Genomic DNA, 22,286 nt, shown 5'->3' with positions numbered 1-22,286 from the left:
TCCCTGATCAAAACCCGGCCATCCATGGCCGGACTTTTCAGTAAAAGCCTTCCTGTCTCACGTCTGAGGGAACACCCATGACCAAGATCCTCGTCATCGCCGAACACCTCGGCGGCAAGCTGAATTCCTCCACCGCGCGCGCCGTGAGCGCCGCCGCGGCCATCAAGCCCGAAGCCATCGACGTGCTGGTGCTGGCCGACAACGTCGACGCCATCGCCGCCGACGCCGCCAAGATCGAAGGCGTGAGCCGCGTGCTCACCGTCGCCCGCGCCGAGAACGCGCATCCGCTGGCCGCCGTGCTGGCCCCGCAGATCGCCAAGGCCGCCACCGGCTACAGCCACGTGTTCGCGCCGTCGACCACGTTCGGCAAGGACGTGCTGCCGCGCGTGGCCGCCCTGCTCGGCGTGGCGCAGGTCAGTGACGTGATGAGCGTGGAAGGCGCCCACACCTTCAAGCGTCCGATCTACGCCGGCAACGCGATCATCACGGTCGAAGCCGATCCCAACACCACCATCGTCGCCACCATCCGCACGGCCTCCTGGCCTGCCGCGGCGACGGGCGCCAACAATGCCCCGGTCGAAGCCCTGTCGGTGGACGTAACCCTGCCCTCACATACCCGCTTCGTCGAGCTGCAATCGGGCAAGAGCGACCGCCCGGATTTGCAGAGCGCCAGCAAGGTGGTCTCCGGTGGCCGTGGCGTCGGGTCTAAGGAGAACTTCGACATCATCTTCAAGTTCGCCGACAAGATCGGCGCCGCCGTGGGCGCCTCGCGCGCCGCCGTCGATGCCGGCTACGTACCGAGCGACCTGCAGGTGGGACAAACGGGCAAGATCATCGCCCCGGAGCTGTACATGGCCATCGGTATCTCCGGCGCCATCCAGCACCTGACGGGTATCAAGGATGCGGGCACCATCGTGGCCATCAACAAGGACGGCGAGGCGCCGATCTTTGAGGTGGCCGATATCGGGCTGGTGGGGGATCTGTTCAAGATCATCCCTGAGATGGAACAGGCATTGGCCTGAGCGTTATCGCGAACCGGCGATGTGATTAGAATGTGCCAGCCCAGCTGACGCCGTCTCTCATGCTGCGCAAGTTGCCCGCCTCATCAGGTAGTACTCGATGGCGGTTGGTCAAGATCAGGGCCATAGTGCGCCGATGGCACGTGTCAAGTAACATCGGCGGGGATTACAGGGCGGGAATCATCACCACCTAGCGATGCGGGATCGCATTATCCCACAGATAATCTGTGGCCATATGGTCACGGGCGCTTGTGCGTCGTCCGTGGCCCCTATGGCCGTCAACTATGAGTCAGGGAGAATATTTTGAGCCAGATTCTGGTAACCGGCGGCGCGGGCTTTCTAGGTTCCCACCTTTGCGACCGTCTCATCGAAGCCGGCCACGACGTCCTTTGCGTGGACAATTTCTTCACTGGCTCGAAGGACAACATCCGCCATTTGATCGGGCATCCCTCCTTTGAGCTGGTACGACATGACGTCACGTTTCCACTGTATGTAGAAGTCAAGCAGATCTATAACCTCGCTTGCCCGGCGTCGCCAATCCACTACCAGCACGACCCAGTGCAGACCACGAAGACCAGCGTCCACGGCGCAATCAATATGCTCGGTCTCGCCAAGCGTACGCATGCACGCATTTTGCAGGCATCGACGTCAGAGGTATACGGCGACCCGGAAGTGCATCCGCAGCCCGAGTCCTATTGGGGCCGCACCAATCCCGTGGGCATCCGCAGTTGCTACGACGAAGGCAAGCGCTGCGCCGAGACTCTGTTCTTCGACTATTGGCGTCAGCACCAGTTGGAGATCAAAGTCATGCGCATCTTCAATACCTATGGTCCCCGCATGCATCCAAACGACGGCCGGGTCGTTAGCAACTTTATCGTGCAAGCGCTAAAGGGGGAGCCAATCACGATCTACGGCGATGGTACGCAGACGCGCAGCTTCTGCTATGTCGACGACCTGATCGAAGGCATGCGCCGCCTCATGGACAGCGCGCCCGACATCACGGGGCCGATCAATATCGGCAACCCAGGCGAGTTCACCATGCTCGAGCTAGCCGAAAAAGTCATTGCCTTGGTCGGCGGGAAGTCAAAGATTACCCATATGCCACTACCCAGCGACGATCCTAAGCAGCGACAGCCTGACATCACGCAGGCGAAAGCCAAGCTTGACTGGACCCCCAAGGTCCCGCTTGATGAAGGCCTGAAAGAGACCGTGGCTTACTTTCGCAAGCGTCTCGGGGCGTGATCGAGCATGCTTCATCGCAATCTCATCGTCATTACGCCGGTGTTCGAAGACACCGAGGCATCAACCATTCTTTTCTCTGAGCTGGCAAAATCCTACGGCCGGGAAATCCATGTCGTGGCAGTCGACGACGGCTCGGTACGCCAGCCGCTCACATTGCAGGGCATGCTTGCAGTCAACCTGAATGGCACGGTGATACGCCTGAAGCGCAATGTTGGCCATCAGCGCGCGATTGCCGTGGGACTCGCGTATGTAGCCGAAAAATTCAGCGACATCGACCGCGTAGTGGTCATGGACTCCGATGGCGAAGACATGCCTGAGACCATCGAGAGCCTGCTAGCCGATCTTGATAGCGCCGAAGTAGACGTTGTTGTTGCACAGCGAAGGAGCCGCGTGGAAACGCTTCGGTTCAAGGCGTTCTACGTCGTTTACAAATGGCTGTTTGAGCTACTCACGGGCCGCAAGATCAGCTTCGGCAATTTCATGGCCATGAACGGCATAGCCGTGCGCCGCTTGGCATCCATGGGTGAGCTGGCGACGCATGTCGCAGGCACGGTACTGATGTCGCGCCTGCGCTGGCGTACCTGCGCCCTGGATCGCGGCCCGCGATACGCGGGCAAGAGCAAGATGAATTTCGTTGGCCTGGCCCTGCATGGCTTCAAGGGCCTGATGATCTTCGCGGAAGACGTACTTGTCCGCGTAGGCATCGCATGCGCTGTAGTTGCCGTGCTGTCACTTTTGGGGAGCGCCCTGGCTATTGTGCTCAAGGCGATGGGTTATGCGACGCCTGGCTGGTTCTCAGTAGCGCTGGGACTCATGTTGCTGGTTTTCCTCCAGACAGGCGCCATCACTCTGATGACGCTCATGCTCACAGGCATAACCCGCGGCAGCACCGTGCTGCCGCTGGACTATCGTCTCCTTGTAGACCAAGTGCTCGCAACACCCCATGGCAACCGCGATTTCTAACCTGCTCAGGCCGCAGCCGATTCGCTATGTCATCAACGGATTGACTGCGACTTGCGTAAGCTATGGCGTCCTTAGCGCCTGCATTCATCTGGCTCATATTCCTTCGGCTGGTATAGCCAACTTCATAGCGGCGATGGCAGGCATCACAGCGTCCTTCCTGGGCAGTCGATATTTCGTCTTCCCCGGCACCACCGAATCGGTCTGGCACCAACTGGCGCGATTCTGGTTACTGTACGCAATACTAGCGCTCATGCAGGCAGGTGTGTTGTTCATCTGGACGGACGTTGCCAAGCTCGACTACCGCGCCGGTTTCCTTATCGGCACGTTCCTGCAGATGGTTTGCAGTTATTTCGGAGGGAAGCATTGGGTATTCAAGCGATAAAAATCGGACGCATCGTCGCAGTCACCGCCATCTTCGTAGCCGTGCTGCTGGCCATGTACGTGATCCATTCGCTCTACCTGCAGGTGAACGTGGTTTTCTACAGCGCTATTCTCGATGGCGTCATCGCAACCGCACTCTGCAGCGTCCTGTTGTGGCTCGTCCCGTGGTTCCGCGTGCTCAGTCCCGTGGAAAAGCTTCAGCTGATCGTCATCTGGCTCTTGCTGGGTTACAGCTACGCGATCTCTGTCCCTACCGTCCTTGATCGCTCGTTGAGCTTTTACATACTGGAGAAGCTTGAACAACGCGGCGGGGGAATCCGGGAAAATGCTTTCGAGGACGTGTTTACGAAAGAGTACGTCAAAGAGCACCACCTAGTGGACGTGCGCCTCACCGAACAGCTTCAGTCGGGCACTATCGTCATTCACGACGGCTGTGTCCTGCTAACCAATAAGGGGCGCCGGCTGGCGCACATCAGCCGATTCTTCCGCAACAACCTACTTCCGAAGCATCGGTTGCTGATGGGCCAGTACTCCGACGCACTGACCGATCCGTTCCGCCAAAGCACGACTGACGTCGACTACCGTTGCGGGCAGTAGTCACTGAACCGCCACAATGGGGCGGCGCAGGCCGCTTCGCCACCACACGATGTCGAGGGCGAAAGGCATTATGCGCGTGAAGCATACCGGACGCGCGCCTGCCCGGTTTGCCAGGAGGTACCTGCCAGGCCCTTTCAAGCCTGCATCGGGTGCCCCTCGCTCATCACAAAACATGGCCAAACGCACGGCCTGAAGGTAATGCGCAAATGAAGATCACGGTTGTTGGAACTGGATATGTGGGCTTGGTGACAGGCGCCTGTCTTGCCGAAATGGGAAACGACGTTCTTTGCCTGGACGTCAATCCTGAAAAAATCAGGATTCTGCAAGAAGGTGGCGTCCCCATTCACGAGCCGGGACTCGACAAGGTCATCACCTCGAACGTGGCGGCAGGTCGCCTTCATTTCACGACGGATATCGACAAGGCCGTAGCCTACGGTGTTGCCCAGTTCATCGCTGTCGGCACCCCTCCGGATGAAGACGGCTCGGCCGACCTTCAGTACGTGCTGGAAGCTGCTCGGAACATCGGCCGGCGGATGACCGAGTACAAGCTTGTGATAGACAAGAGCACCGTTCCCGTCGGCACTGCCGACAAAGTACAGGCCACCATCGCCGAAGAACTCGCCAAGCGAGATGTGCAGATTGAATACTCGGTCGTATCGAACCCGGAGTTTCTCAAGGAGGGTTCGGCGATCGAGGATTTCATGAAGCCCGACCGGATCGTCGTGGGGGCAAACGACGCTCACAGCATTCGCCTGATGAAGTCGCTCTACGCACCCTTCCAGCGCAATCACGACAAGCTGGTAATCATGGATGTGCGTTCAGCGGAGCTGACCAAATACGCCGCCAACGCGATGCTTGCCACGCGAATCTCATTCATGAATGAACTCGCCCTGCTTGCTGAAAAACTTGGAGCGGACATCGAACTGGTCCGCCAAGGCATAGGCTCCGACCCACGCATCGGGTACCACTTTCTCTACGCTGGATGCGGCTACGGCGGCTCATGTTTCCCCAAGGACGTCAAAGCACTGATCAAGTCCGGCGAAGATGCCGGCCAAGGCCTGAAAGTATTGAAGGCAGTTGAAGAAGCCAACGACGCTCAGAAGCGCGCATTGACTCAAAAGATATGCAGGCGCTTCGGCGCGGATCTTTCGGGCCGGCATTTCGCGCTGTGGGGCCTGGCTTTCAAACCCAACACGGATGACATGCGGGAGGCTACCAGCCGCGTACTGATTGCCGAGTTGCTGGCTCGGGGAGCAACGGTTTCTGCCTATGATCCTGTCGCCGCCGATGAGGCGCGTCGCATCTACGGCGACACCAGCGGCTTGCAGTTGGCCGCACGGGCCGATGAAACCCTTAAGGATGCCGATGCCCTCGTCATTGTCACGGAGTGGAAGGAATTCCGGAGCCCCGACTTCACGCAGCTCAAGACACTCCTCAAGGCGCCCGTCATTTTTGATGGTCGAAACCTGTATGACCCGCAGGAAGTGAGCAAGCATGGCATCGAATACCACTCCATCGGCAGAAGACCATAACGAAGGCTGTCGATGCCTTCCGTCGCGCTCAAACGACTATAGGAAACCCTGACACAAAATACCCGCCACGACGAGCATGAGCGATGCATCGCTCATGCTCGTGGCGCCTCAGGGGGCCTCTGGTCGTAACGACGCTATATGATCTACCAGACTGGCATGTTCCCTATTCTCATCTTGTCGAAATGAGAGCGCCAGATACGCACTTGATTGACGAAAGAGCGCCGGCTCGAAATCAGAACAACGGAGTGTCGACGGAATGAACACCTTCAGCAGAAACAAGGCACAATCCGACGCCCTTGGCTCACGGACATTCCTTGTTCACTTCACAGTATTAGTCATCTTCGTCGTTATCTGCGGCGCGGCAAGTATTTGCCTTGGTAAGGACTATAGCTGGGACCTAAGGAACTACCATTATTACAATGCATGGGAATTTCTCCACAACCGCATCAATATCGACGTACTCGCGGCCAACTTGCAGGGTTTCCATAATCCACTGCTCGAGCTTCCCTTTTACTTTGCCGTCAGTGCGGGCCTGCCGGATTACTTCATCGGCTTTGCCATGGGTATTCCCTCTGCCATTGCGGGCTTCTTTCTCTGGAAAATAACCGGCCTATTTGCAGGCGATAAGACTTCTCACCGGATACTTGTAGCCCGAATCGTTGCCGTCGCCGCCGCCATAACAGGCGCAGCCGGCTGGTGCCAGCTTGGAACGACGTCTGGTGAGTGGCCTGTAAGCGCCCTATGCATTGCCGTGTTCTATCTGATACTGAGAACCATCAAGCAACGCCAGTTCTCGAAGTGGCTGTACGCCTGCGGGCCAATCCTCGGAGCGGCTTGCGCCCTCAAGATGACCGCCATACCCATGGCTATCGCTATTTCCGCGGTATTTCCATTCGCGCTCTGGACCTGCCGATCCCGCAATTACATTCGCATCTGCTTCGTCGCTGGATGCACCGGTGCCGTTGCCTTCATTGCTTTTGCGGCTCCATGGGGCATCGTTCTTCTGCATAAATATGGCAACCCGCTTTTTCCATATTTCAATGGTGTCTTCCACTCGACCTACATCGAGGATTCGAATTGGAGCGACACTCGCTTTCTTCCGAAAAATTTGAAGGAAGCGCTGGTAACGCCATTCCGACTGGCTGCAAAGAGGGAAGCCCGTTACGGTGACTCGCGAGTGCGCGACCCTCGTATTCTCATCGGAATCGGCCTTAGCCTGTATCTACTGATCAGACGCGGAACGAACAGCGCAAAACAAGATAAAGAGCAAGGCAGGCAATCGATCGAAAACGCGGTAATTATCTGCTTTGTGCTGCAATTGTGCCTTTGGATACATTTCTTCTCGTATTATCGCTATGCCATTGGCCTGGAGCTTTTTGTAGGCGTTCTCATTTTCCACTTTATTTCACCGGAGGGTTTACCGGAGCGCAAGGTCAGCATGCTTAGATATTTGATCCTGCTCCCCTTGCTCTTTACTTATTCACAAAATCTTGGCAAGGCCAGATTCAATGGCGGCCCTTATTTTCCGGAAAAGTTTCCCGCCATGCAGGCGGGCACTGTGGTCATTAACCTTGTGGCCACCGATCCCCCGCTTGGTTACCTCTCCCCCCTCCTGGGAGAGGGAGTTACCGTGGTGAAGCCGTATTCCAATCTGAGCTCCCCGACGCGGAATCTCAAGTTCCAGAAAGCAATTTCAGATGTTATTCATTCGGCGCAGAGGCCTATCTTTGCCTTTGCGAAGGACATCAACGGGGACATCGAACAGCGTTATCTGCGCGAACAGAACTTGAGCCCAGTCCAGCCAGCCAACTGCTTTTCGGTGGAAGGCCCAACGTTCTTGTTCAAAAATTTCCTTTGTGAGCTGCGCAAGGACAATCCAAAGAACTAGCTGACAGCAAGGGGGCGCCGCCCGTCAGATGCCCGCCATACGCCGGGACGGTATACTTAGTGAACGTAGGCTTGCGCACATCATCGTCCAAATGACGGCGATATGCGTCAATCCAGCAACCACTGGCTCCATTGACACCAATGCGAAGGACAACAATGCAGCGAGCGAACAATTTTGATGCGCTAAGATTAATCGCTGCTTCGGCGGTCATCTTCGGACATGCCCATCCATTGACGGCATCCCCCGACCTGGGGTTGCTCGGCAATTCCGTTCAAGCTACCGCCGTAAAGATTTTCTTCGTCATAAGTGGCTATCTGATTTACACGAGCTGGGACCTGCAACCCAATTGGCTTGCCTATCTGAGAAAGCGTGCCCTTAGGATTTTCCCAGCACTGATCGTGATCTGCTTGCTGACGATATTTATCGCTGGCCCGCTGCTTACTGAAATTCCGGTACTCCAGTATTTCGGATATCGCCATACATACTTCTACATGGCAAATGCCTTCCTCTACCCGGTATACGATCTCCCCGGGGTGTTCGGAAGCAACCAGTACCCAGTAGCAGTCAACGGGTCACTGTGGAGCCTGCCGGTCGAGTTTTCCATGTACTTGCTGCTACCGGTGATCTGGATCCTCCAGCAGAAGACCCGCTTGCGCGCTCTGTTCCCTGCTTTCACGTTACTACTATGCGCCACGAGCATCTGGTTCGTCCGCGTGGATCAACCGCAGAAGCACCCGGTTTTCTACGGTACCGACCTCATCAGCCTGCTTGATGTCGCACCGTTCTTTTTTCTTGGTGCAACAGCCCGTCACCTCAGGCTGGAAAAGTACCTGGAGCCAGGCTTTGGGCTCTTTCTCGTTATTGCATTTGCCTTGATACAACCCAGTTCCCGCATTGCGGCCGAAGTCTCACTTTACCTGTTGGTGCCTTACGTCACGCTCGCGCTTGCGCTTGCCTCCAACAAACTATTGTCACAAGCCGGGCACTTCGGTGATTTTTCCTACGGAATTTACCTCTACGGATTTCTTTTCCAACAAATTGTAGATGCCCTGAGCCATGGTCGACTTGGCCCCTGGGGAAACACGTTGCTCAGCTTACCGCCAACGGTCGCACTTGCCGTGCTCTCTTGGCATTTCGTCGAGAAGCCCATGCTTTCATTGAAGCCCAAGAAAAGCTTGTACAAAGAAAATTTTTCACTGATGGAGAGTAGTTCATGAGCGCGAGTAAGCCCCCTTCAGTTTGCCTGGTTACCGGAGGAGCCGGCTTCATTGGCTGCGCCATATCAGCGGAGCTCGGCGCGCGCTTTGATCACGTCGTAGCCGTAGACAGTCTTCATCCCCAAGTGCACAAGAGCGGCGCTCGGCCCGTCGCGCTTCACTCATCGGTCGAGCTGATTAAGGCTGACGTTACCGAGGTGTCCACGTGGGACAACGTGCTCGCAACGCATCGCCCCAACGTTGTCGTCCACCTAGCGGCGGAAACGGGCACGGGACAGTCGCTGACTGAGGCCAATCGGCATGCGCTCGTAAATGTTGTTGGCACTACTCAGATGCTTGACGCATTCGCTCGCCATCAACTGATCCCTCAGCGAATTGTGCTCTCAAGCAGCCGAGCGGTGTATGGCGAGGGCGCCTGGGAATCCGAGACCGGCGGCATCACCTATCCCGGGCAGCGCTCAGCTGCAATGCTCTCGAGTGGTACTTGGGACTTCCCCGGCTTAACCAGCCTCCCGTTTTCGGCGAACAAGACTGAGACCCGGCCAACGAGCGTCTATGGTTCCACGAAGCTCGCGCAGGAGCACATCCTTGAATCCTGGGCGCAGTCCTTCGGTGTGTCACTCAATATTCTTCGCCTTCAGAATGTCTACGGTCCAGGCCAGTCCCTGACGAACCCCTATACGGGGATTGTGTCGCTCTTCGCCCGTCTGGCCAAAGCGGGGAAGAGCATCCCGTTGTACGAAGACGGTGAGATGCGCCGCGACTTCGTTTTCATTACGGACGTCGCCGCTGCAATCGTGGCTGCCACGCAGGAACACCACACCGGGGTGCTTGCAGATATCGGAACGGGCGAGTCTCTCTCGATCCGGGAGTTGGCCGAGATCATTGCCTCTATCTACGGTGCCCCCGCCCCCCACGTGACTGGCCAGTACCGCAATGGCGATGTGCGCCACGCGGCATGCACAATCGATATTGCACGCTCCCAGATGAACTGGATGCCACAGGTTGACGTTCACACCGGCATTCAAAAGCTCTGCACCTGGATCGATGAACGCCCCGAGGAACTGCCTGCGCTATGAACGCGAAAAAAGCAAATCACAACATTAGGCATCTTCGTGTTCATTCGGTTCTGTACGGAAATGATCCCGAGCGAATCGAACAGACCGTAGCTCACCTCAACCGCGCGGCCGACCTCGCCATCTCGGGTGGCGCGGCGGCTTCGGTATCTCTGACATACGGCGACAGCTCTCCTTCGCCCGTCTTGTCCTCCGACTTTCTTGATAGGGTCCGCGCCAATTCGCCCGCATTGCGCAGCGTCGACTATGTGCACTTTGATGGCAATCTAGGGTCAGCCAAGGGGCACAACACCCTCATCGATGACGCAGAATCAAAAGCCCGCGAAGGTGTCGAGCTTGACGCCATCCTCATCATGAATCCGGATGTAATGCTGGCTCCCGACACGCTCATTGAGCTTTTGCGCCCTACGAGCAACCCGCGCGTGGGCATGGTTGAAGCTCGTCAGCTACCTATCGAGCATCCCAAAGAATATGACAGGAGCAGCGGCGAGACGTCGTGGGCGACAACGGCCTGCGCGTTGATTCCCATCAAGGTGCTTCGCGAACTCAACGGTTTCGACAACGAGTCGTTCTTTCTCTATTGCGATGACGTCGATTTTTCCTGGCGCGCTCGCCTGGCTGGTTACCAGGTCATCTATCAGCCGTCGGCTGTAGTCTTCCACGACAAACGGCTGAGTAAGAATGGGCAATGGGCGCCCACCGCTTCAGAGCAATACTACTCGGCAGAAGCTGCCTTGATCATGGCGCATAAGTACTCTCGCCCCGATATCGCAGAGAAGTTGTTCAAGAGCTTCAGCGAGTCAGATACGCCCCATCTCAAACGCGCCGCGGCTGAATACGCTGAGCGAAAAGCCAGCAACAGGCTCCCTACTCCCATCGATCCGGAAGGCCGAGTGGCCGAGTTCCTGGGCGATCACTACACGAAGCACCGCTACGCGCTCTGATATGAACACTTACGACAATCCGTTCCACCGCGACAATGTGTACGGCCACACCCTATCCTTGCTGCTTGAGCACTCTGGTGCTCACAACGGGGTACATCTCGACATCGGCTGTAGCTACGGCCGGATAGCCGAGCATATCCGCGACCAATTGGGGCGTGAGTACATCGGCTTCGATCTTGACGAGCAAGCACTCGGGTCTTTGGTGGAACGTGGTTTTCGGACTGAGCGCATCGATCTTTCCGACATCGATGCTGCAGAGCGGATCATCCGCACCACCATCGACGGGAGACATGTGGCGTCGCTTTCAATTATCGACACCCTCGAGCATGTCTTGAATCCGGACGCCGTCGTTTCGATGTTGCGACGGATCGCGATTGAGCATAGCGCCCCCTTGGTCATGTCCGTACCCAACGTTGCCCATCGCGACGTCGGCGCGAAGCTCGCCTTCGGCAAGTGGGATTACACGGACACCGGACTGCTCGACATCACCCATTTGCGCTTTTTTACCGAGACCTCGGTACGCGAGCTCATGCGCGGCGCGGGGTGGCATCTTGTGTCAACCAAGTACGTATTCGCGGCCAAGAGCGATCAGCATTTCCCGAATTTGCATCCCGCTCTCGCGGAGGCGACTCCGCTGCACGACTTGCTCATTGGATTGCGCAATCAGGTGGATGACTGCGCGAAAGTCAACCAGTTCGTCGGCTTGTACCTCCCTGGCCCGGCCATTCAGGGCGAAGCACCAAACAGCCGGGAATCTGAAAGCAAGCCGCCCTTCCTGTCAGTCATTACGCGGACGCAGGGCACGCGGCTGGACACCCTGAGGGACGTATTGCTGTGCCTGTCGGCGCAGTCGTCCCAGGACTTTGAAGTATGCATCATCGGCCATAAGCTTTCGCCCGAAGCGAAACTAGCGGTCGAGCGGGTAATCGATGACACCCATGCGGAGTTCAAGGCACGCATTCGCTTGATCTCCGTCGATGATGGCAACAGGACAAGGCCGCTGAATGTTGGCTTCGAAGCCGCCCGAGGCGACTACGTTGCCATCTTGGACGACGACGACATCGTCCTCGGTCATTGGGTGGAGAAGTTCGAAGCGGTCGCGGCAGCAAATCCAGGGCGCGTACTTCGGCTTGGCAACGTGGCGCAGCTTTGGCAGCCTGTGCATACGACGCACGGCTCCAAGACGGTGCGGTCCGTTGGCTCACCGGAGGCCTGCTTTCCGTTCGAATTCGATTTCTTCCAGCATCTTGTCGAGAACTCGACCCCACCAGTATCACTGGCATTTCCCCGCGCGTGCTTTGCCGATTTGCGCATTCGGTTCGACGAGTCGTTGACTACGACCGAAGACTGGGACTTCCTCATGCGCACCGCCGAGGTCTGCGGGGTGGCCAGTGACAAGGAGATCACGTCGATCTATCGCAAGTGGGACAATGCAGCGTCTTCCTACACCGTCCACTCGCAGGACGAATGGCGGAACAACCATTTTGCGATTTGGCGCAAGCTAGATGCGAAACCATTGCTTCTTGATAGCGGCAGCGCGACGCGGCTTCGTTATCTTGTCGATGACTGGAATAGAAATCACCGTGGACGAGTAGGACACGCTCCGGATCCGGAGCTCGACAGCACGCGCTACGAGAACGCGCTTCGCGAGCAGATTCACATCATGCTTCGCAGCAGGACGTGGCTGATTGGCGCGCCGTTGCGTTTGGCGGCGTGGCTAAGAGGAAGGCGATTCAGTTACCCCATGCTTTGGGCAATGCAGGCACCCCAGCTAGAGAATTACATCGCTCAAATTCGGACTTCGCGAAGCTGGCGCTTCGGACAATGGGTAAAGAAGCAAACGGGGCGCTGATTCACTGAGTGGATCATTCGGCACCTGGGGCACTGCCCCTATACTTGGCGACGCCGGGCCGCATGCGTGGGAGTTTGCATGCGGCTCATTTCCTCACCGAACATTCTTGGGCAGATCGAGAGTCGCCAGCATCTCGCGCTACCATGTAGGCTTGAGAGGGCATACTAGGCGGGAAACACCATCCCGGCCTAACATGCCAAACTTATCGGCATCGGCACCGATCAGTACTACGGCTATCCATGCAAGCCGCTCAGCTCGCCCCGGTGGGCACATTGATAGAGTTCCAGATCGAGTTCATTTGCGTTTTCGATGGCAACTCGCTCGCCAGCGCTCAGCGTGACCCGCTCACCACGGTATTCATTTTCCCGTGGGATGACGACACTTCCAGGGCGTAGATGCATCCATTGCTCTAAGAAGTTTCCCGTGACCTCAATCTCCTCTACAAGCCCTACATGCTTGAAATAGCGCTTGACGTTTCTGAGCGCGAGGCGAAGACGAAACTTCTCGTTTATCTGGCGGGTTGGCAGGCCTCTGGATAACTGCCACCATCTATTCGCCACGCGGTCACACCACAGTGGAAGCCTATCGTAACTGGCGCTCAAGTTTCGCACGACTTCGTTGTTGGTCTCGGGCGTTATGCAGCCCTCGACGAAGTCGATTAGCGAGAGGCGCTGTTCGTTCAACATCGCGTGATACGGCGAACTTGGAAACCGCATGTGGTGGTTATAGAGCGAGACTACCCGATCCACGGGATTCCGGATTACGGTCACATATTGTGGTGAGGCATCTCCCAGCAACTGGTGGATGCCAAACGAGAAGTGACCGAAGAACAATGTGTTCGACTCGCACCCACCATTGTCCGTCAATGCCGCGTAGTCCTCCGCCGAGTAAACGGCACGCACTTTCCCACAGCCCAACTTGGCCCCGAAAACCGCCGCCCTAAGCGACGTTCCCGCCGTCTTTGGAATATGAATGAAATATTTCATGGCTCTTACGCTTGGTTACGCGAACCTTAACGCAGTTGCATACATTTCGCCGACATGAGAATGTTACGAAAATGTGATGCTTAGCCAATTTTTCAGGTGAAAGCCTCTCTGAACTCTGGAGATTCCGTCTAGTACCTCACGTGTCCCCTGAATTGTCGGAATGACGAATGAGCTGAATGCGCTTCATAGGAATTCCCATCAGGCCGGTACTTACCTGGGATGCGTGACTGCTAATGATCAGCGCTTCATGTATCCACTGATGGATGATGTGCGATGCCTGACTTCCATCTGATACCGCTACGGAAACCGCGTATTCGCCAGCCGGCAAAATAGGCATCCGAAACTCAAACTCCGCAGTCAGTTTCTCGCCGGCCTCACAGACCAGCGACTCGCCTGCGTAGGTCAAGTAGGTATTGTCCCCAAACAGCGACTGTCCTTGCTTGTTCTTCAGCAGGAAGCCGACAATTACGTTACAAATGGGGCGCAATATGTCCACGTCCACGAGCAGAGAAACCAACTCTCCGCCAACCATCCATTGCAGCGGGTTCCCATCTTCATTCAAGAATCGCACGGAGGTGATCAATGCCCCTCCCTTGCCGAACGCCTCGGCATGGCTGTCGAAAGCCATGACCTCCAGATCGTTCCGCAAATTCGACGCCAGCACAAGGTCGCGCCGAGCATCGACGAAATCTTCCCTGCCCCCCCTCTCGGACTTGATCCTGGCAGACTGACTGACCCCATCCAGCCGGTCGCCCTGCACACTGTGATACATGTCCGCAAGGTAAGCCTGCGTCACCTGCTTAGGTCCGGCGTCGACTCGGACGTGGCCATCATGAAGCCAGATGGCCCGATCACACAACGCGGTGACGGCGCTGCTGTCATGGCTGACGAATAGTAGCGTGCCGCCGCTTTCCTTGAAGCGCCGCAGATATCGCATGCACTTCTGCACGAAGTATGCGTCACCCACGGCCAACGCCTCATCAATGACCAGAATGTCGGCATCCACATGTGCAATCACGGCGAAAGCCAGGCGCATGAACATCCCGCTGGAGTACGTCTTAACCGGCTGAAGCACGTATTCGCCGATATCCGCAAATTCGATGATCTGCTGGTATCGCTCTTCAATCTGTTCTGAGGTCAGACCAAAGATCTGGCCACTCATGAATATGTTTTCTCGACCCGTGAATTCAGGGTTGAATCCTGCACCCAGTTCGAGAAGGGCGGCTACCCTGCCCTTGACATCGCAGCTTCCGGCATTGGCTTCTAGTACTCCGCACAGAATTTGCAAGAGCGTGGATTTTCCCGACCCGTTCCGGCCGATCAGGCCAACCGTCTCGCCTCGGCGGACAGAGAACGACACCCCTTTCAATACGGGGTGTTCCCTATAGAAGTTCTTTCTGCCTCGAAACAACATCTGCCAGAGGCGGTGCGAGGGCTTCTCGAAAATCAAATAGCTCTTGAAAAGCTGTTGAACCTCAATAGCCACTTCAGATGACATCGGCGAACCCGTTTTTCGTGCGATGGAACCACCAGAAGCCAGCAATCAGCATGACGTAGGACACCAGGGCATATATCCCCAAAGCGGCCCAGTCGGGCATCTGTCCATAGAGGGTTATCTCCCTCAGCGCGGAAACTGGAATGCTCAGGGGATTGAGGCTCAACCAGGGTCGATACTCCTCTGGCACCATGCTCACTGGATAGAGGATCGGGCTCATGTACATCAATACCATGACGACGATGCCGGTCAACTGCGCGATGTCTCTCAGATATACGCCCAAAGAGGAGAGAAAAAAGACCAGGCCAAGATTCATCATCACAAAGGGGGCCAGGACCACCGGTAGAAGCAGCCATGTCCAAGTGATGCCACCACCAAACCACAACTGCCCCACGAGAAGAATCAACAGAGCAAGCGCAAGGTTCACCAGCGCGCTACCAACTGTCACCGCAGGCAGGACTTCCAATGGAAAGACGACCTTTTTTACATAATTACTATTCTGGATAATCAGCAACGGAGCTTTATTGATTACATCGCTAAGAAGGATGAAGAGCACCAATCCCGAGTAAATCAACAAGCTGAAATTCACGCTACCACTTTCGCCCCAACGCGCCCGCATGACCACGCCGAAAACGAACGAAAACACGGCAAGCAGCGCCAGCGGATTGATCATCGACCAGACGACGCCGAGCATCGATCCCTTGTAACGCAGCTCCACGTCACGAGACACCAGCCGCACATAAAGCGACCTGTTCTGCAGAAGCACAGAAAGAGGCGCGAGCAAGTACCACCTGGGCGCCACCTTGCCAACCGAGGCACCGTAGTTCATCCCAAAGCCACCTTGAGCTCCTCGCGGAGATCATCGATGTCCTCAACACCAACCGAGAGCCGGATGAGACCATCGGATATGCCCAACTGCTTTCGCCTCGTCTGCGGTAGTGATGCGTGCGTCATGATCGCAGGATGCTCGATGAGGCTTTCGACGCCACCGAGGGATTCGGCCAAAGCAAACAATTCGCAACGCTCAAGCATGCGCTTGGCCTTTTTCAACCCACCCTTGACCTCAATGCTGATGATTCCCCCAAACCCGCTCATTTGACGCCGCGCCAGCTTGTGCTGAGGATGGCTCTTCAGACCTGGATATATGGCATGTTCGACAGCCGGATGCTTTTCCAGCCATGTCGCAAGCTCCAGGGCACTCGCGCAATGGGCCTTCATCCGAAGATGCAACGTCTTGAGGCCACGCATGGCGAGAAATGCATCAAATGGCCCAGCAACCGCACCGACCGAGTTCTGCAAGAATGCCATGCGTTCGGCCAACTCGGCATTGCCGGTAACCACGATGCCGCCAACCATGTCGGAGTGTCCGTTGAGATATTTGGTGGCCGAGTGAAGCACTAGATCCGCACCCCATTCCAGCGGTCGCTGGATCATTGGCGAACAGAACGTGTTGTCTACGACCAGGATAAGTCCATGCTTTTTTGCAAAGGCAGCAATCTTCCCAAGGTCCACTAGCTTGAGCATCGGATTGGTTGGAGTCTCCGCCCAGATCATCCGGGTATTGGACTTCAGCGCCCCCTTAAGGGCGCCAATGTCATTGAGATCAACAAAGGAGAAATCCAATCCCGCTGAGCGACGGCGAACCTTCTCGAAAAGCCGGTAAGTACCACCATAGAGGTCATCCATGGCGATCACATGGCTTCCCGTGTCCAGCAAGTCCAAAACAGTGGCGGCAGCCGCCAGCCCGGAGCTGAAGGCAAATCCGGCTGAACCACCTTCGAGTGCAGCCACGCAGCGCTCATAAGCCATGCGCGTGGGATTTTGGGTGCGTGAGTATTCGTAGCCCTTGTGCACCCCCGGACTGCTCTGTACGTACGTGGATGTCGCGTAGATGGGCGTCATAATCGCGCCAGTGGCGGGATCCGGGTACTGCCCCGCGTGAATCGCTCGCGTACCGAGCCCAAGTGCTGGATTTCTCTTCTTCGTCGCCATGGCCACCACGTCGGAAAGCCGAGCCATAGGCTCGGTCAATGGTTTATCAAGAATACCGATAACTCACCCATTTTAGCCGGGAAACCCGGGGGGCATCGGCACCAGATGAACAGATCTGCAACTGATCCATATAACCCAGCGCCCCATAAGGCTTTCGGCCGAGTTTGCTCGAGTTTTCTGGCTTCCCAAAGCATGACAGAATATCGGGACATATTTTGCCCAGTCAGGACTTATGACGACACTGCTAGTCACCGGCGGAGCCGGCTTCATTGGTGCCAACTTCGTGCTTCAGGCTATTGCCCAAGGCCACAGAGTGGTAAACCTGGACAAGCTCACGTACGCGGGCAACCTGGATACCCTGGAGTCGCTGGACGGAAACGAGCGCCATGTCTTCGTGCAGGGGGATATCGGCGACCGCGAGCTGATCTCCAGTCTGCTGAAGGCTCATAAAGTGGACGCAGTCGTCAATTTCGCTGCCGAGTCGCACGTCGACCGCTCGATCGACGGCCCTGCCGCCTTCATTGAAACCAATGTCGTGGGCACTCTGGGCTTGCTCGAAAGCAGTCGTGATTATTGGCGCGGACTGGAGGGTGATGCCGCTCAGTCCTTCCGCTTCCTGCACGTATCGACCGACGAAGTCTACGGTTCGCTCGGCCCTGAAGGCAGTTTCAAGGAGACCACACCCTACGCGCCAAATTCGCCGTATTCCGCCTCGAAGGCGGCATCGGATCATCTTGTTCGAGCGTTCCACCATACCTACGGCCTGCCCACGTTGACGACCAACTGCTCGAACAACTATGGGCCTTATCAGTTCCCAGAGAAGCTGATTCCCCTGATCATCCAGAAGGCACTGGCTGGCGAGGCCCTCCCGGTCTACGGTGACGGCCTGAACATCCGCGACTGGCTCTACGTTGGCGACCATTGCACCGCAATCCAGCGCGTACTCGAGGCCGGCCGCGTCGGAGAAACTTACAACGTGGGCGGCAATGCCGAGCGCGAGAACCTGACCGTCGTGAAGACCATCTGCGCGCTGCTGGACGAGCGTCATCCGCTACCCGATGGTCGTCGCCGCGAATCCCTCATCACCTTCGTCAAGGACCGCCCGGGCCACGACCGTCGCTACGCCATCGATTCGTCGAAGCTGCAGAACGAACTGGGCTGGCGTCCTTCGCAAACCTTCGAAACGGGTATCGCGCACACCGTCGACTGGTACCTGGGAAACAAGGAATGGGTTTCCCGCGTCCTTGATGGAAGCTATCGCATGGAGCGACTCGGCTCATGAGCAATCTGAAGGGCATCATCCTGGCCGGCGGCGCCGGCACGCGGCTTTATCCCATTACCCAGGCGGTCAGCAAACAGCTGCTTCCCGTGTATGACAAGCCCATGATCTATTATCCGCTCGCCACGCTCATGCTGGCGGGTATTCGCGATGTGCTGGTGATCAATACCCCGCACGAACAGGCACTCTTTCAGCGCCTGCTGGGCGACGGTAGCCAATGGGGCATCAATATCACTTACGCCGTCCAGCCATCCCCGGATGGACTCGCACAGGCCTTCATCATTGGCCGCGACTTCGTCGGAAACAACCCTAGTTGTCTGGTGCTGGGTGACAACATCTTCTATGGCGTAGGCCTCACCGAGCGCATGAAACGGGCCGCATCGCGTGAACGTGGCGCCACGGTGTTCGGCTATTGGGTAAGGGATCCAGAGCGCTATGGCGTGGCCGAATTCGACCCTACGGGCAAGGTGATCGGCCTGGAAGAAAAGCCCAGCGAGCCGAAGTCCCACTACGCGGTGACGGGACTCTACTTCTACGACAATCGCGCACCCGTTTTCGCAGCGGACCTCAAGCCCTCTGCGCGCGGTGAACTGGAAATCACCGATCTCAATCGCTGCTATCTCGATGACGAGTCGTTGCATCTTGAGCAGTTGGGCCGTGGCTACGCCTGGCTGGACACAGGCACGCACGAGTCCCTGATGGAAGCCGGCGATTACATTCAGACCATTGAGAACCGACAAGGCCTGAAGGTCTGTTGCCCTGAAGAGATTGCCTACGTCAACAAGTGGATTGACGCCGAGCAGTTGCTTCGACTCGCGGCCCCGCTATCCAAGACGGGTTATGGGCAATACCTGCAGAACCTGACCAAACAAGGCCACGTTGGATGAAGTTCATCGAAACCTCCCTGCCGGGCTGCATCGCGATCGAACCACAGGTGTTCGGTGACTCGCGCGGCTTCTTCTACGAGAGCTACAACGAAGCGAAGTACCGCGAAGCGGGCATCGACAGAAAGTTCGTGCAATCGAACGTGTCGCGCTCGGCCCGCGGCGTGCTGCGCGGCCTGCATTACCAATGGCCGCGCCCGCAAGGCAAGCTGGTCAGCGTGCTCGAAGGCGAGGTCTATGACGTGGCAGTCGACATCCGCCGCGGATCGCCCACCTTTGGCCAGTGGGCTGGCGTGATGCTCACGGCGGAAAATCACCGCCATTTCTGGATACCTGAAGGTTTTGCCCACGGGTTCTGCGTGCTCTCCGCATTCGCGACGTTCTCTTATCAGTGCACCGACCTGTACGACGCCAAGGCGGACGGTGGCGTACGCTGGAACGACCCGGCCATCGGCATCGATTGGCCGGTGACGCAGCCCCTACTTTCGGACAAGGACAGCAAGACCCCGTTGCTCGCCGACGTTTCGCCAGATCGTCTGCCGGAGTACCGCGCTTGAAGACCCTGCTATTGGGCGCCAACGGCCAGTTGGGCCGCACCTTTCTCAGCCATGGCGGACTCGCCGCCCGTGGCGTGGTGACGGCAGCCACGCGTGATGGCAGGCTCGTGGACAATGGCCAGGGCGCCATGGCCGATCTGTCCGTGCCCGAGACCCTGGCGGCCCTGCTGGACGCCGAGCGGCCCGAGGTCATCGTCAACGCCGCCGCATACACGGCGGTGGATCGCGCCGAGCAGGAAGAAGCCGTCGCCACCCGCGTCAACGGCGAAGCCGTTGGCATGCTTGCGCGCTGGGCGAAGGCCCATGGGGCATTGCTGGTGAACTATTCAACCGACTACGTGTTCGCTGGCGACGCCCGCAGCCCCTACCGCGAAGATGCGGCCACGGAACCGGCCGGTGCCTACGGCCGCAGCAAGCGGGCCGGCGAAGAAGCGCTCTTTGCCAGCGGCGCGCCGCACTTCAATTTTCGCACGGCCTGGGTGTATGCCCCGGTCGGCCACAACTTCCTGCGCACGATGCTGCGCCTTGGCGGCGAGCGTGACGAGTTGCGCGTCGTGGCCGATCAGGTGGGCAGCCCCACCGACACGCAATTGATTGTCGAGGGCACGCTTGCCGCCATCGATCGCTGGCTGGCTGCCGACGCGGCCGCCCGCGGGATGCTCGAAGGAACGTATCACCTGACCGCCAGCGGCCAGACCAGTTGGCACGGGTTTGCCTCCGCCATCGTTGAGCAAGCAGTTCGATGCGGGCTGCTGCAGAAGGAACCCGCGGTACACGCCATCGATAGCAGCGAATTTCCTACGCCGGCAAAGCGGCCGGCCTATTCGGTGCTCGACAACTCGCGTTTCGCGCATACGTTCGGCTACGCCCTGCCCGACTGGAGGGTGGGCTTGCAACGGACGCTCGATGCGCTCGCTCAGGCAAGGGTCTGACCCGACATGATTATTCCTCTCATCCTCAGCGGCGGCAGCGGAACCCGGCTGTGGCCCATCTCGCGGAAGAACCTGCCTAAGCAGTTCCTTTCGCTCGCCGGCAGCGAGACCTTGTTCCAGCAGACCATTCAGCGCGCGATGCGCCTGCAGGGTGTGGCCACCCCAATTGTCGTGGCGAGCGACGATCATCGTTTCCTCGCTGCGGAACAGCTCAAGGAATTGAAGATCCAGGGTGCCGACATCCTGCTGGAACCCATCGCCCGCAACACGGCGCCCGCCATCGCCGTTGGCGCACTCCGCGCCATGGCGCGGGACGCCGAGGCCATCATCCTGGTGCTTCCGGCCGACCATCTGATCGGCGACGATCAGTCGTTCCGCGAAGCCGTTGCCAAGGCGCGGCCGTTGGCGACACAGGGCTGGCTGGTGACGTTCGGCATCCGTCCGGACCGTCCGGAAACCGGCTTTGGCTACATCCGGCGTGGCAAGCCCCTGGGCACCGAGACCTTCCAGGTCGAGCAGTTCGTCGAAAAGCCCAAGCTGGAGGTCGCCGAACGCTACCTGGCCAGCGGCGAATACGACTGGAATTCGGGAATGTTCATGTTTCGCGCATCGCGCTACCTAGAGGAGCTCGGCGTACATGCCCCCGGCATGCTCCAGGCTGCACGGGAGGCCTTTGACAAAGCAAACATCGACCTGGACTTCGTCCGCCTCGACGCGCAGGCGTTCTCCGCCGCGCCCAGCGATTCGATCGACTATGCGGTGATGGAGAAGACCGCGCGAGCGGCCGTGGTGCCGGTAGCCTGCGGCTGGTCGGACATTGGCTCCTGGGATGCGCTGTGGCTCGCCGCCGACAAGGACGCCAACGGCAATCACCTCGAGGGCGATGTCATCGCGCTGGACACCACCGGTAGCCTGGTGCATTCGCACGATCGCCATCTCGTCGCCACGGTTGGCCTGAAGGATGTGGTGATCGTCACCACGCCGGACGCAACCCTGATCGCTCGCCGTGACGCCTCGCAAGACGTAAAGAGGATCGTCGACCAGTTGAAGACGGCGGGGCGTACCGAGCATGACCTGCACCGCGTGGTCCATCGTCCCTGGGGTACCTATGACTCGCTGGAAAACGGTGATCGCTTCCAGGTTAAGCGCATTGTCGTAAAACCCGGCGCCGCGCTGAGCCTGCAGATGCACCACCACCGCGCCGAGCACTGGATCGTGGTGAAGGGCGTCGCCGAAGTCACCTGCGACGACAAGGTATTCCTGCTGGCGGAAAACCAGAGCACCTACCTTCCCCTGGGCAGCAAGCATCGCCTGCGCAACCCCGGCAAAGTACCCGTCGAACTGATCGAAGTGCAGTCGGGCAGCTACCTGGGCGAGGACGACATTGTCCGCTTCGATGACGTCTACGGCCGCATCTGAGCAGACACACCACGTTCGGTGAATGAAGAGG

General features: G+C 57.8%; 20 protein-coding genes. 16 read left to right on the top strand and 4 right to left on the bottom strand.

Features of this window, described 5'->3' with window-relative positions; genetic code table 11:
• Positions 1-77 precede the first annotated feature (77 nt).
• The 11 genes from MJ605_RS01595 (at position 78) to MJ605_RS01545 (ending at position 12,711) form a co-directional block, all read left to right on the top strand.
• On the top strand, positions 78-1,022 hold the full coding sequence (locus MJ605_RS01595; RefSeq protein WP_243039105.1) for an electron transfer flavoprotein subunit alpha/FixB family protein: 945 nt from the start codon (positions 78-80) through the stop codon (positions 1,020-1,022).
• Between the two features lie 300 nt (positions 1,023-1,322).
• Positions 1,323-2,261, top strand: coding sequence for a UDP-glucuronic acid decarboxylase family protein (locus MJ605_RS01590; RefSeq protein ID WP_243039104.1), 939 nt, complete (start codon positions 1,323-1,325; stop codon positions 2,259-2,261).
• Between the two features lie 6 nt (positions 2,262-2,267).
• Positions 2,268-3,224 carry a glycosyltransferase gene (locus MJ605_RS01585; RefSeq protein ID WP_243039103.1) on the top strand — a complete coding sequence of 319 codons (957 nt, stop codon included), beginning with the start codon at positions 2,268-2,270 and terminating at the stop codon, positions 3,222-3,224.
• Entirely contained in the window at positions 3,205-3,606 is a 402-nt protein-coding gene (locus MJ605_RS01580; protein WP_243039102.1) for a GtrA family protein, read from the top strand. Before MJ605_RS01585 ends, MJ605_RS01580 begins: the two co-directional genes overlap by 20 nt.
• Positions 3,588-4,202: a hypothetical protein gene (locus MJ605_RS01575; RefSeq protein ID WP_243039101.1), complete on the top strand. Its 615-nt coding sequence runs from the start codon at positions 3,588-3,590 to the stop codon at positions 4,200-4,202. Before MJ605_RS01580 ends, MJ605_RS01575 begins: the two co-directional genes overlap by 19 nt.
• 206 nt (positions 4,203-4,408) lie before the next feature.
• Complete coding sequence (locus MJ605_RS01570; RefSeq protein WP_243039100.1) at positions 4,409-5,734, top strand: UDP-glucose dehydrogenase family protein; 1,326 nt, start codon at positions 4,409-4,411, stop codon at positions 5,732-5,734.
• A 256-nt stretch (positions 5,735-5,990) separates the two neighbouring features.
• A complete protein-coding gene (locus tag MJ605_RS01565; RefSeq protein WP_243039099.1) occupies positions 5,991-7,622 on the top strand; it encodes a glycosyltransferase family 39 protein in 1,632 nt (543 codons plus the stop codon).
• A gap of 155 nt (positions 7,623-7,777) precedes the next feature.
• Positions 7,778-8,839: an acyltransferase family protein gene (locus MJ605_RS01560; RefSeq protein WP_243039098.1), complete on the top strand. Its 1,062-nt coding sequence runs from the start codon at positions 7,778-7,780 to the stop codon at positions 8,837-8,839.
• On the top strand, positions 8,836-9,918 hold the full coding sequence (locus tag MJ605_RS01555; RefSeq protein ID WP_243039097.1) for an NAD-dependent epimerase/dehydratase family protein: 1,083 nt from the start codon (positions 8,836-8,838) through the stop codon (positions 9,916-9,918). Before MJ605_RS01560 ends, MJ605_RS01555 begins: the two co-directional genes overlap by 4 nt.
• Positions 9,915-10,859 carry a glycosyltransferase family protein gene (locus tag MJ605_RS01550; protein WP_243039096.1) on the top strand — a complete coding sequence of 315 codons (945 nt, stop codon included), beginning with the start codon at positions 9,915-9,917 and terminating at the stop codon, positions 10,857-10,859. Before MJ605_RS01555 ends, MJ605_RS01550 begins: the two co-directional genes overlap by 4 nt.
• A gap of 1 nt (position 10,860) precedes the next feature.
• Entirely contained in the window at positions 10,861-12,711 is a 1,851-nt protein-coding gene (locus MJ605_RS01545) for a methyltransferase domain-containing protein (RefSeq protein WP_243039095.1), read from the top strand.
• A 233-nt stretch (positions 12,712-12,944) separates the two neighbouring features.
• On the opposite strand, the gene MJ605_RS01540 is transcribed toward MJ605_RS01545, so the two are convergent.
• The 4 genes from MJ605_RS01540 to MJ605_RS01525 form a co-directional block, all read right to left on the bottom strand.
• Positions 12,945-13,697 carry a sulfotransferase family protein gene (locus tag MJ605_RS01540; RefSeq protein ID WP_243039094.1) on the bottom strand — a complete coding sequence of 251 codons (753 nt, stop codon included), beginning with the start codon at positions 13,695-13,697 and terminating at the stop codon, positions 12,945-12,947.
• 136 nt (positions 13,698-13,833) lie between these two features.
• The gene (locus tag MJ605_RS01535) at positions 13,834-15,195 is read right to left on the bottom strand and encodes an ABC transporter ATP-binding protein (RefSeq protein ID WP_243039093.1); all 1,362 of its coding nucleotides are present in this window, start codon (positions 15,193-15,195) and stop codon (positions 13,834-13,836) included.
• The gene (locus MJ605_RS01530; protein WP_243039092.1) at positions 15,185-16,021 is read right to left on the bottom strand and encodes an ABC transporter permease; all 837 of its coding nucleotides are present in this window, start codon (positions 16,019-16,021) and stop codon (positions 15,185-15,187) included. The genes MJ605_RS01535 and MJ605_RS01530 overlap by 11 nt, the downstream gene beginning before the upstream one ends.
• The gene (locus tag MJ605_RS01525) at positions 16,018-17,184 is read right to left on the bottom strand and encodes a trans-sulfuration enzyme family protein (RefSeq protein WP_243039091.1); all 1,167 of its coding nucleotides are present in this window, start codon (positions 17,182-17,184) and stop codon (positions 16,018-16,020) included. The genes MJ605_RS01530 and MJ605_RS01525 overlap by 4 nt, the downstream gene beginning before the upstream one ends.
• 232 nt (positions 17,185-17,416) lie before the next feature.
• Here MJ605_RS01525 and rfbB point away from each other — a divergent pair, with 232 nt between their 5' ends.
• Genes rfbB through MJ605_RS01500 form a run of 5 tightly spaced genes read left to right on the top strand, consistent with a single transcriptional unit; the run spans position 17,417 to position 22,255 of the window.
• Positions 17,417-18,466 (top strand): dTDP-glucose 4,6-dehydratase, encoded by a 1,050-nt coding sequence (gene rfbB, locus MJ605_RS01520; RefSeq protein ID WP_243039090.1) that lies wholly within the window; start codon positions 17,417-17,419, stop codon positions 18,464-18,466.
• Positions 18,463-19,350, top strand: a complete 888-nt coding sequence (gene rfbA, locus MJ605_RS01515; RefSeq protein ID WP_243039089.1) for a glucose-1-phosphate thymidylyltransferase RfbA — start codon at positions 18,463-18,465, stop codon at positions 19,348-19,350. Before rfbB ends, rfbA begins: the two co-directional genes overlap by 4 nt.
• Positions 19,347-19,904 (top strand): dTDP-4-dehydrorhamnose 3,5-epimerase, encoded by a 558-nt coding sequence (gene rfbC, locus MJ605_RS01510; RefSeq protein WP_243039088.1) that lies wholly within the window; start codon positions 19,347-19,349, stop codon positions 19,902-19,904. The genes rfbA and rfbC overlap by 4 nt, the downstream gene beginning before the upstream one ends.
• Positions 19,901-20,836: a dTDP-4-dehydrorhamnose reductase gene (rfbD, locus tag MJ605_RS01505; protein WP_243039087.1), complete on the top strand. Its 936-nt coding sequence runs from the start codon at positions 19,901-19,903 to the stop codon at positions 20,834-20,836. The genes rfbC and rfbD overlap by 4 nt, the downstream gene beginning before the upstream one ends.
• Before the next feature lie 6 nt (positions 20,837-20,842).
• Positions 20,843-22,255 carry a mannose-1-phosphate guanylyltransferase/mannose-6-phosphate isomerase gene (locus MJ605_RS01500; protein WP_243039086.1) on the top strand — a complete coding sequence of 471 codons (1,413 nt, stop codon included), beginning with the start codon at positions 20,843-20,845 and terminating at the stop codon, positions 22,253-22,255.
• Positions 22,256-22,286: the final 31 nt, after the last annotated feature.

Source organism: Dyella sedimenti (assembly GCF_022760995.1).
In the GTDB taxonomy this organism is placed as follows: domain Bacteria; phylum Pseudomonadota; class Gammaproteobacteria; order Xanthomonadales; family Rhodanobacteraceae; genus Dyella; species Dyella sedimenti.
Note: the sequence above shows the minus strand (reverse complement) of the source record. Positions and strands in the feature narration are given on the sequence as shown.

Bases quoted from the DNA above. Each gene is read 5' to 3' on its own strand.
- MJ605_RS01530 (WP_243039092.1), bottom strand. From the start codon at position 16,021: ATGAACTACGGTGCCTCGGTTGGCAAGGTGGCGCCCAGGTGGTACTTG.
- MJ605_RS01525 (WP_243039091.1), bottom strand. From the start codon at position 17,184: ATGGCGACGAAGAAGAGAAATCCAGCACTTGGGCTCGGTACGCGAGCG.
- MJ605_RS01560 (WP_243039098.1), top strand. From the start codon at position 7,778: ATGCAGCGAGCGAACAATTTTGATGCGCTAAGATTAATCGCTGCTTCG.
- rfbB (WP_243039090.1), top strand. From the start codon at position 17,417: ATGACGACACTGCTAGTCACCGGCGGAGCCGGCTTCATTGGTGCCAAC.
- MJ605_RS01580 (WP_243039102.1), top strand. From the start codon at position 3,205: ATGGCAACCGCGATTTCTAACCTGCTCAGGCCGCAGCCGATTCGCTAT.
- MJ605_RS01545 (WP_243039095.1), top strand. From the start codon at position 10,861: ATGAACACTTACGACAATCCGTTCCACCGCGACAATGTGTACGGCCAC.
- MJ605_RS01595 (WP_243039105.1), top strand. From the start codon at position 78: ATGACCAAGATCCTCGTCATCGCCGAACACCTCGGCGGCAAGCTGAAT.
- MJ605_RS01555 (WP_243039097.1), top strand. From the start codon at position 8,836: ATGAGCGCGAGTAAGCCCCCTTCAGTTTGCCTGGTTACCGGAGGAGCC.
- MJ605_RS01585 (WP_243039103.1), top strand. From the start codon at position 2,268: ATGCTTCATCGCAATCTCATCGTCATTACGCCGGTGTTCGAAGACACC.
- MJ605_RS01550 (WP_243039096.1), top strand. From the start codon at position 9,915: ATGAACGCGAAAAAAGCAAATCACAACATTAGGCATCTTCGTGTTCAT.
- MJ605_RS01570 (WP_243039100.1), top strand. From the start codon at position 4,409: ATGAAGATCACGGTTGTTGGAACTGGATATGTGGGCTTGGTGACAGGC.
- rfbA (WP_243039089.1), top strand. From the start codon at position 18,463: ATGAGCAATCTGAAGGGCATCATCCTGGCCGGCGGCGCCGGCACGCGG.
- rfbC (WP_243039088.1), top strand. From the start codon at position 19,347: ATGAAGTTCATCGAAACCTCCCTGCCGGGCTGCATCGCGATCGAACCA.
- MJ605_RS01540 (WP_243039094.1), bottom strand. From the start codon at position 13,697: ATGAAATATTTCATTCATATTCCAAAGACGGCGGGAACGTCGCTTAGG.
- MJ605_RS01535 (WP_243039093.1), bottom strand. From the start codon at position 15,195: ATGTCATCTGAAGTGGCTATTGAGGTTCAACAGCTTTTCAAGAGCTAT.
- MJ605_RS01500 (WP_243039086.1), top strand. From the start codon at position 20,843: ATGATTATTCCTCTCATCCTCAGCGGCGGCAGCGGAACCCGGCTGTGG.
- MJ605_RS01565 (WP_243039099.1), top strand. From the start codon at position 5,991: ATGAACACCTTCAGCAGAAACAAGGCACAATCCGACGCCCTTGGCTCA.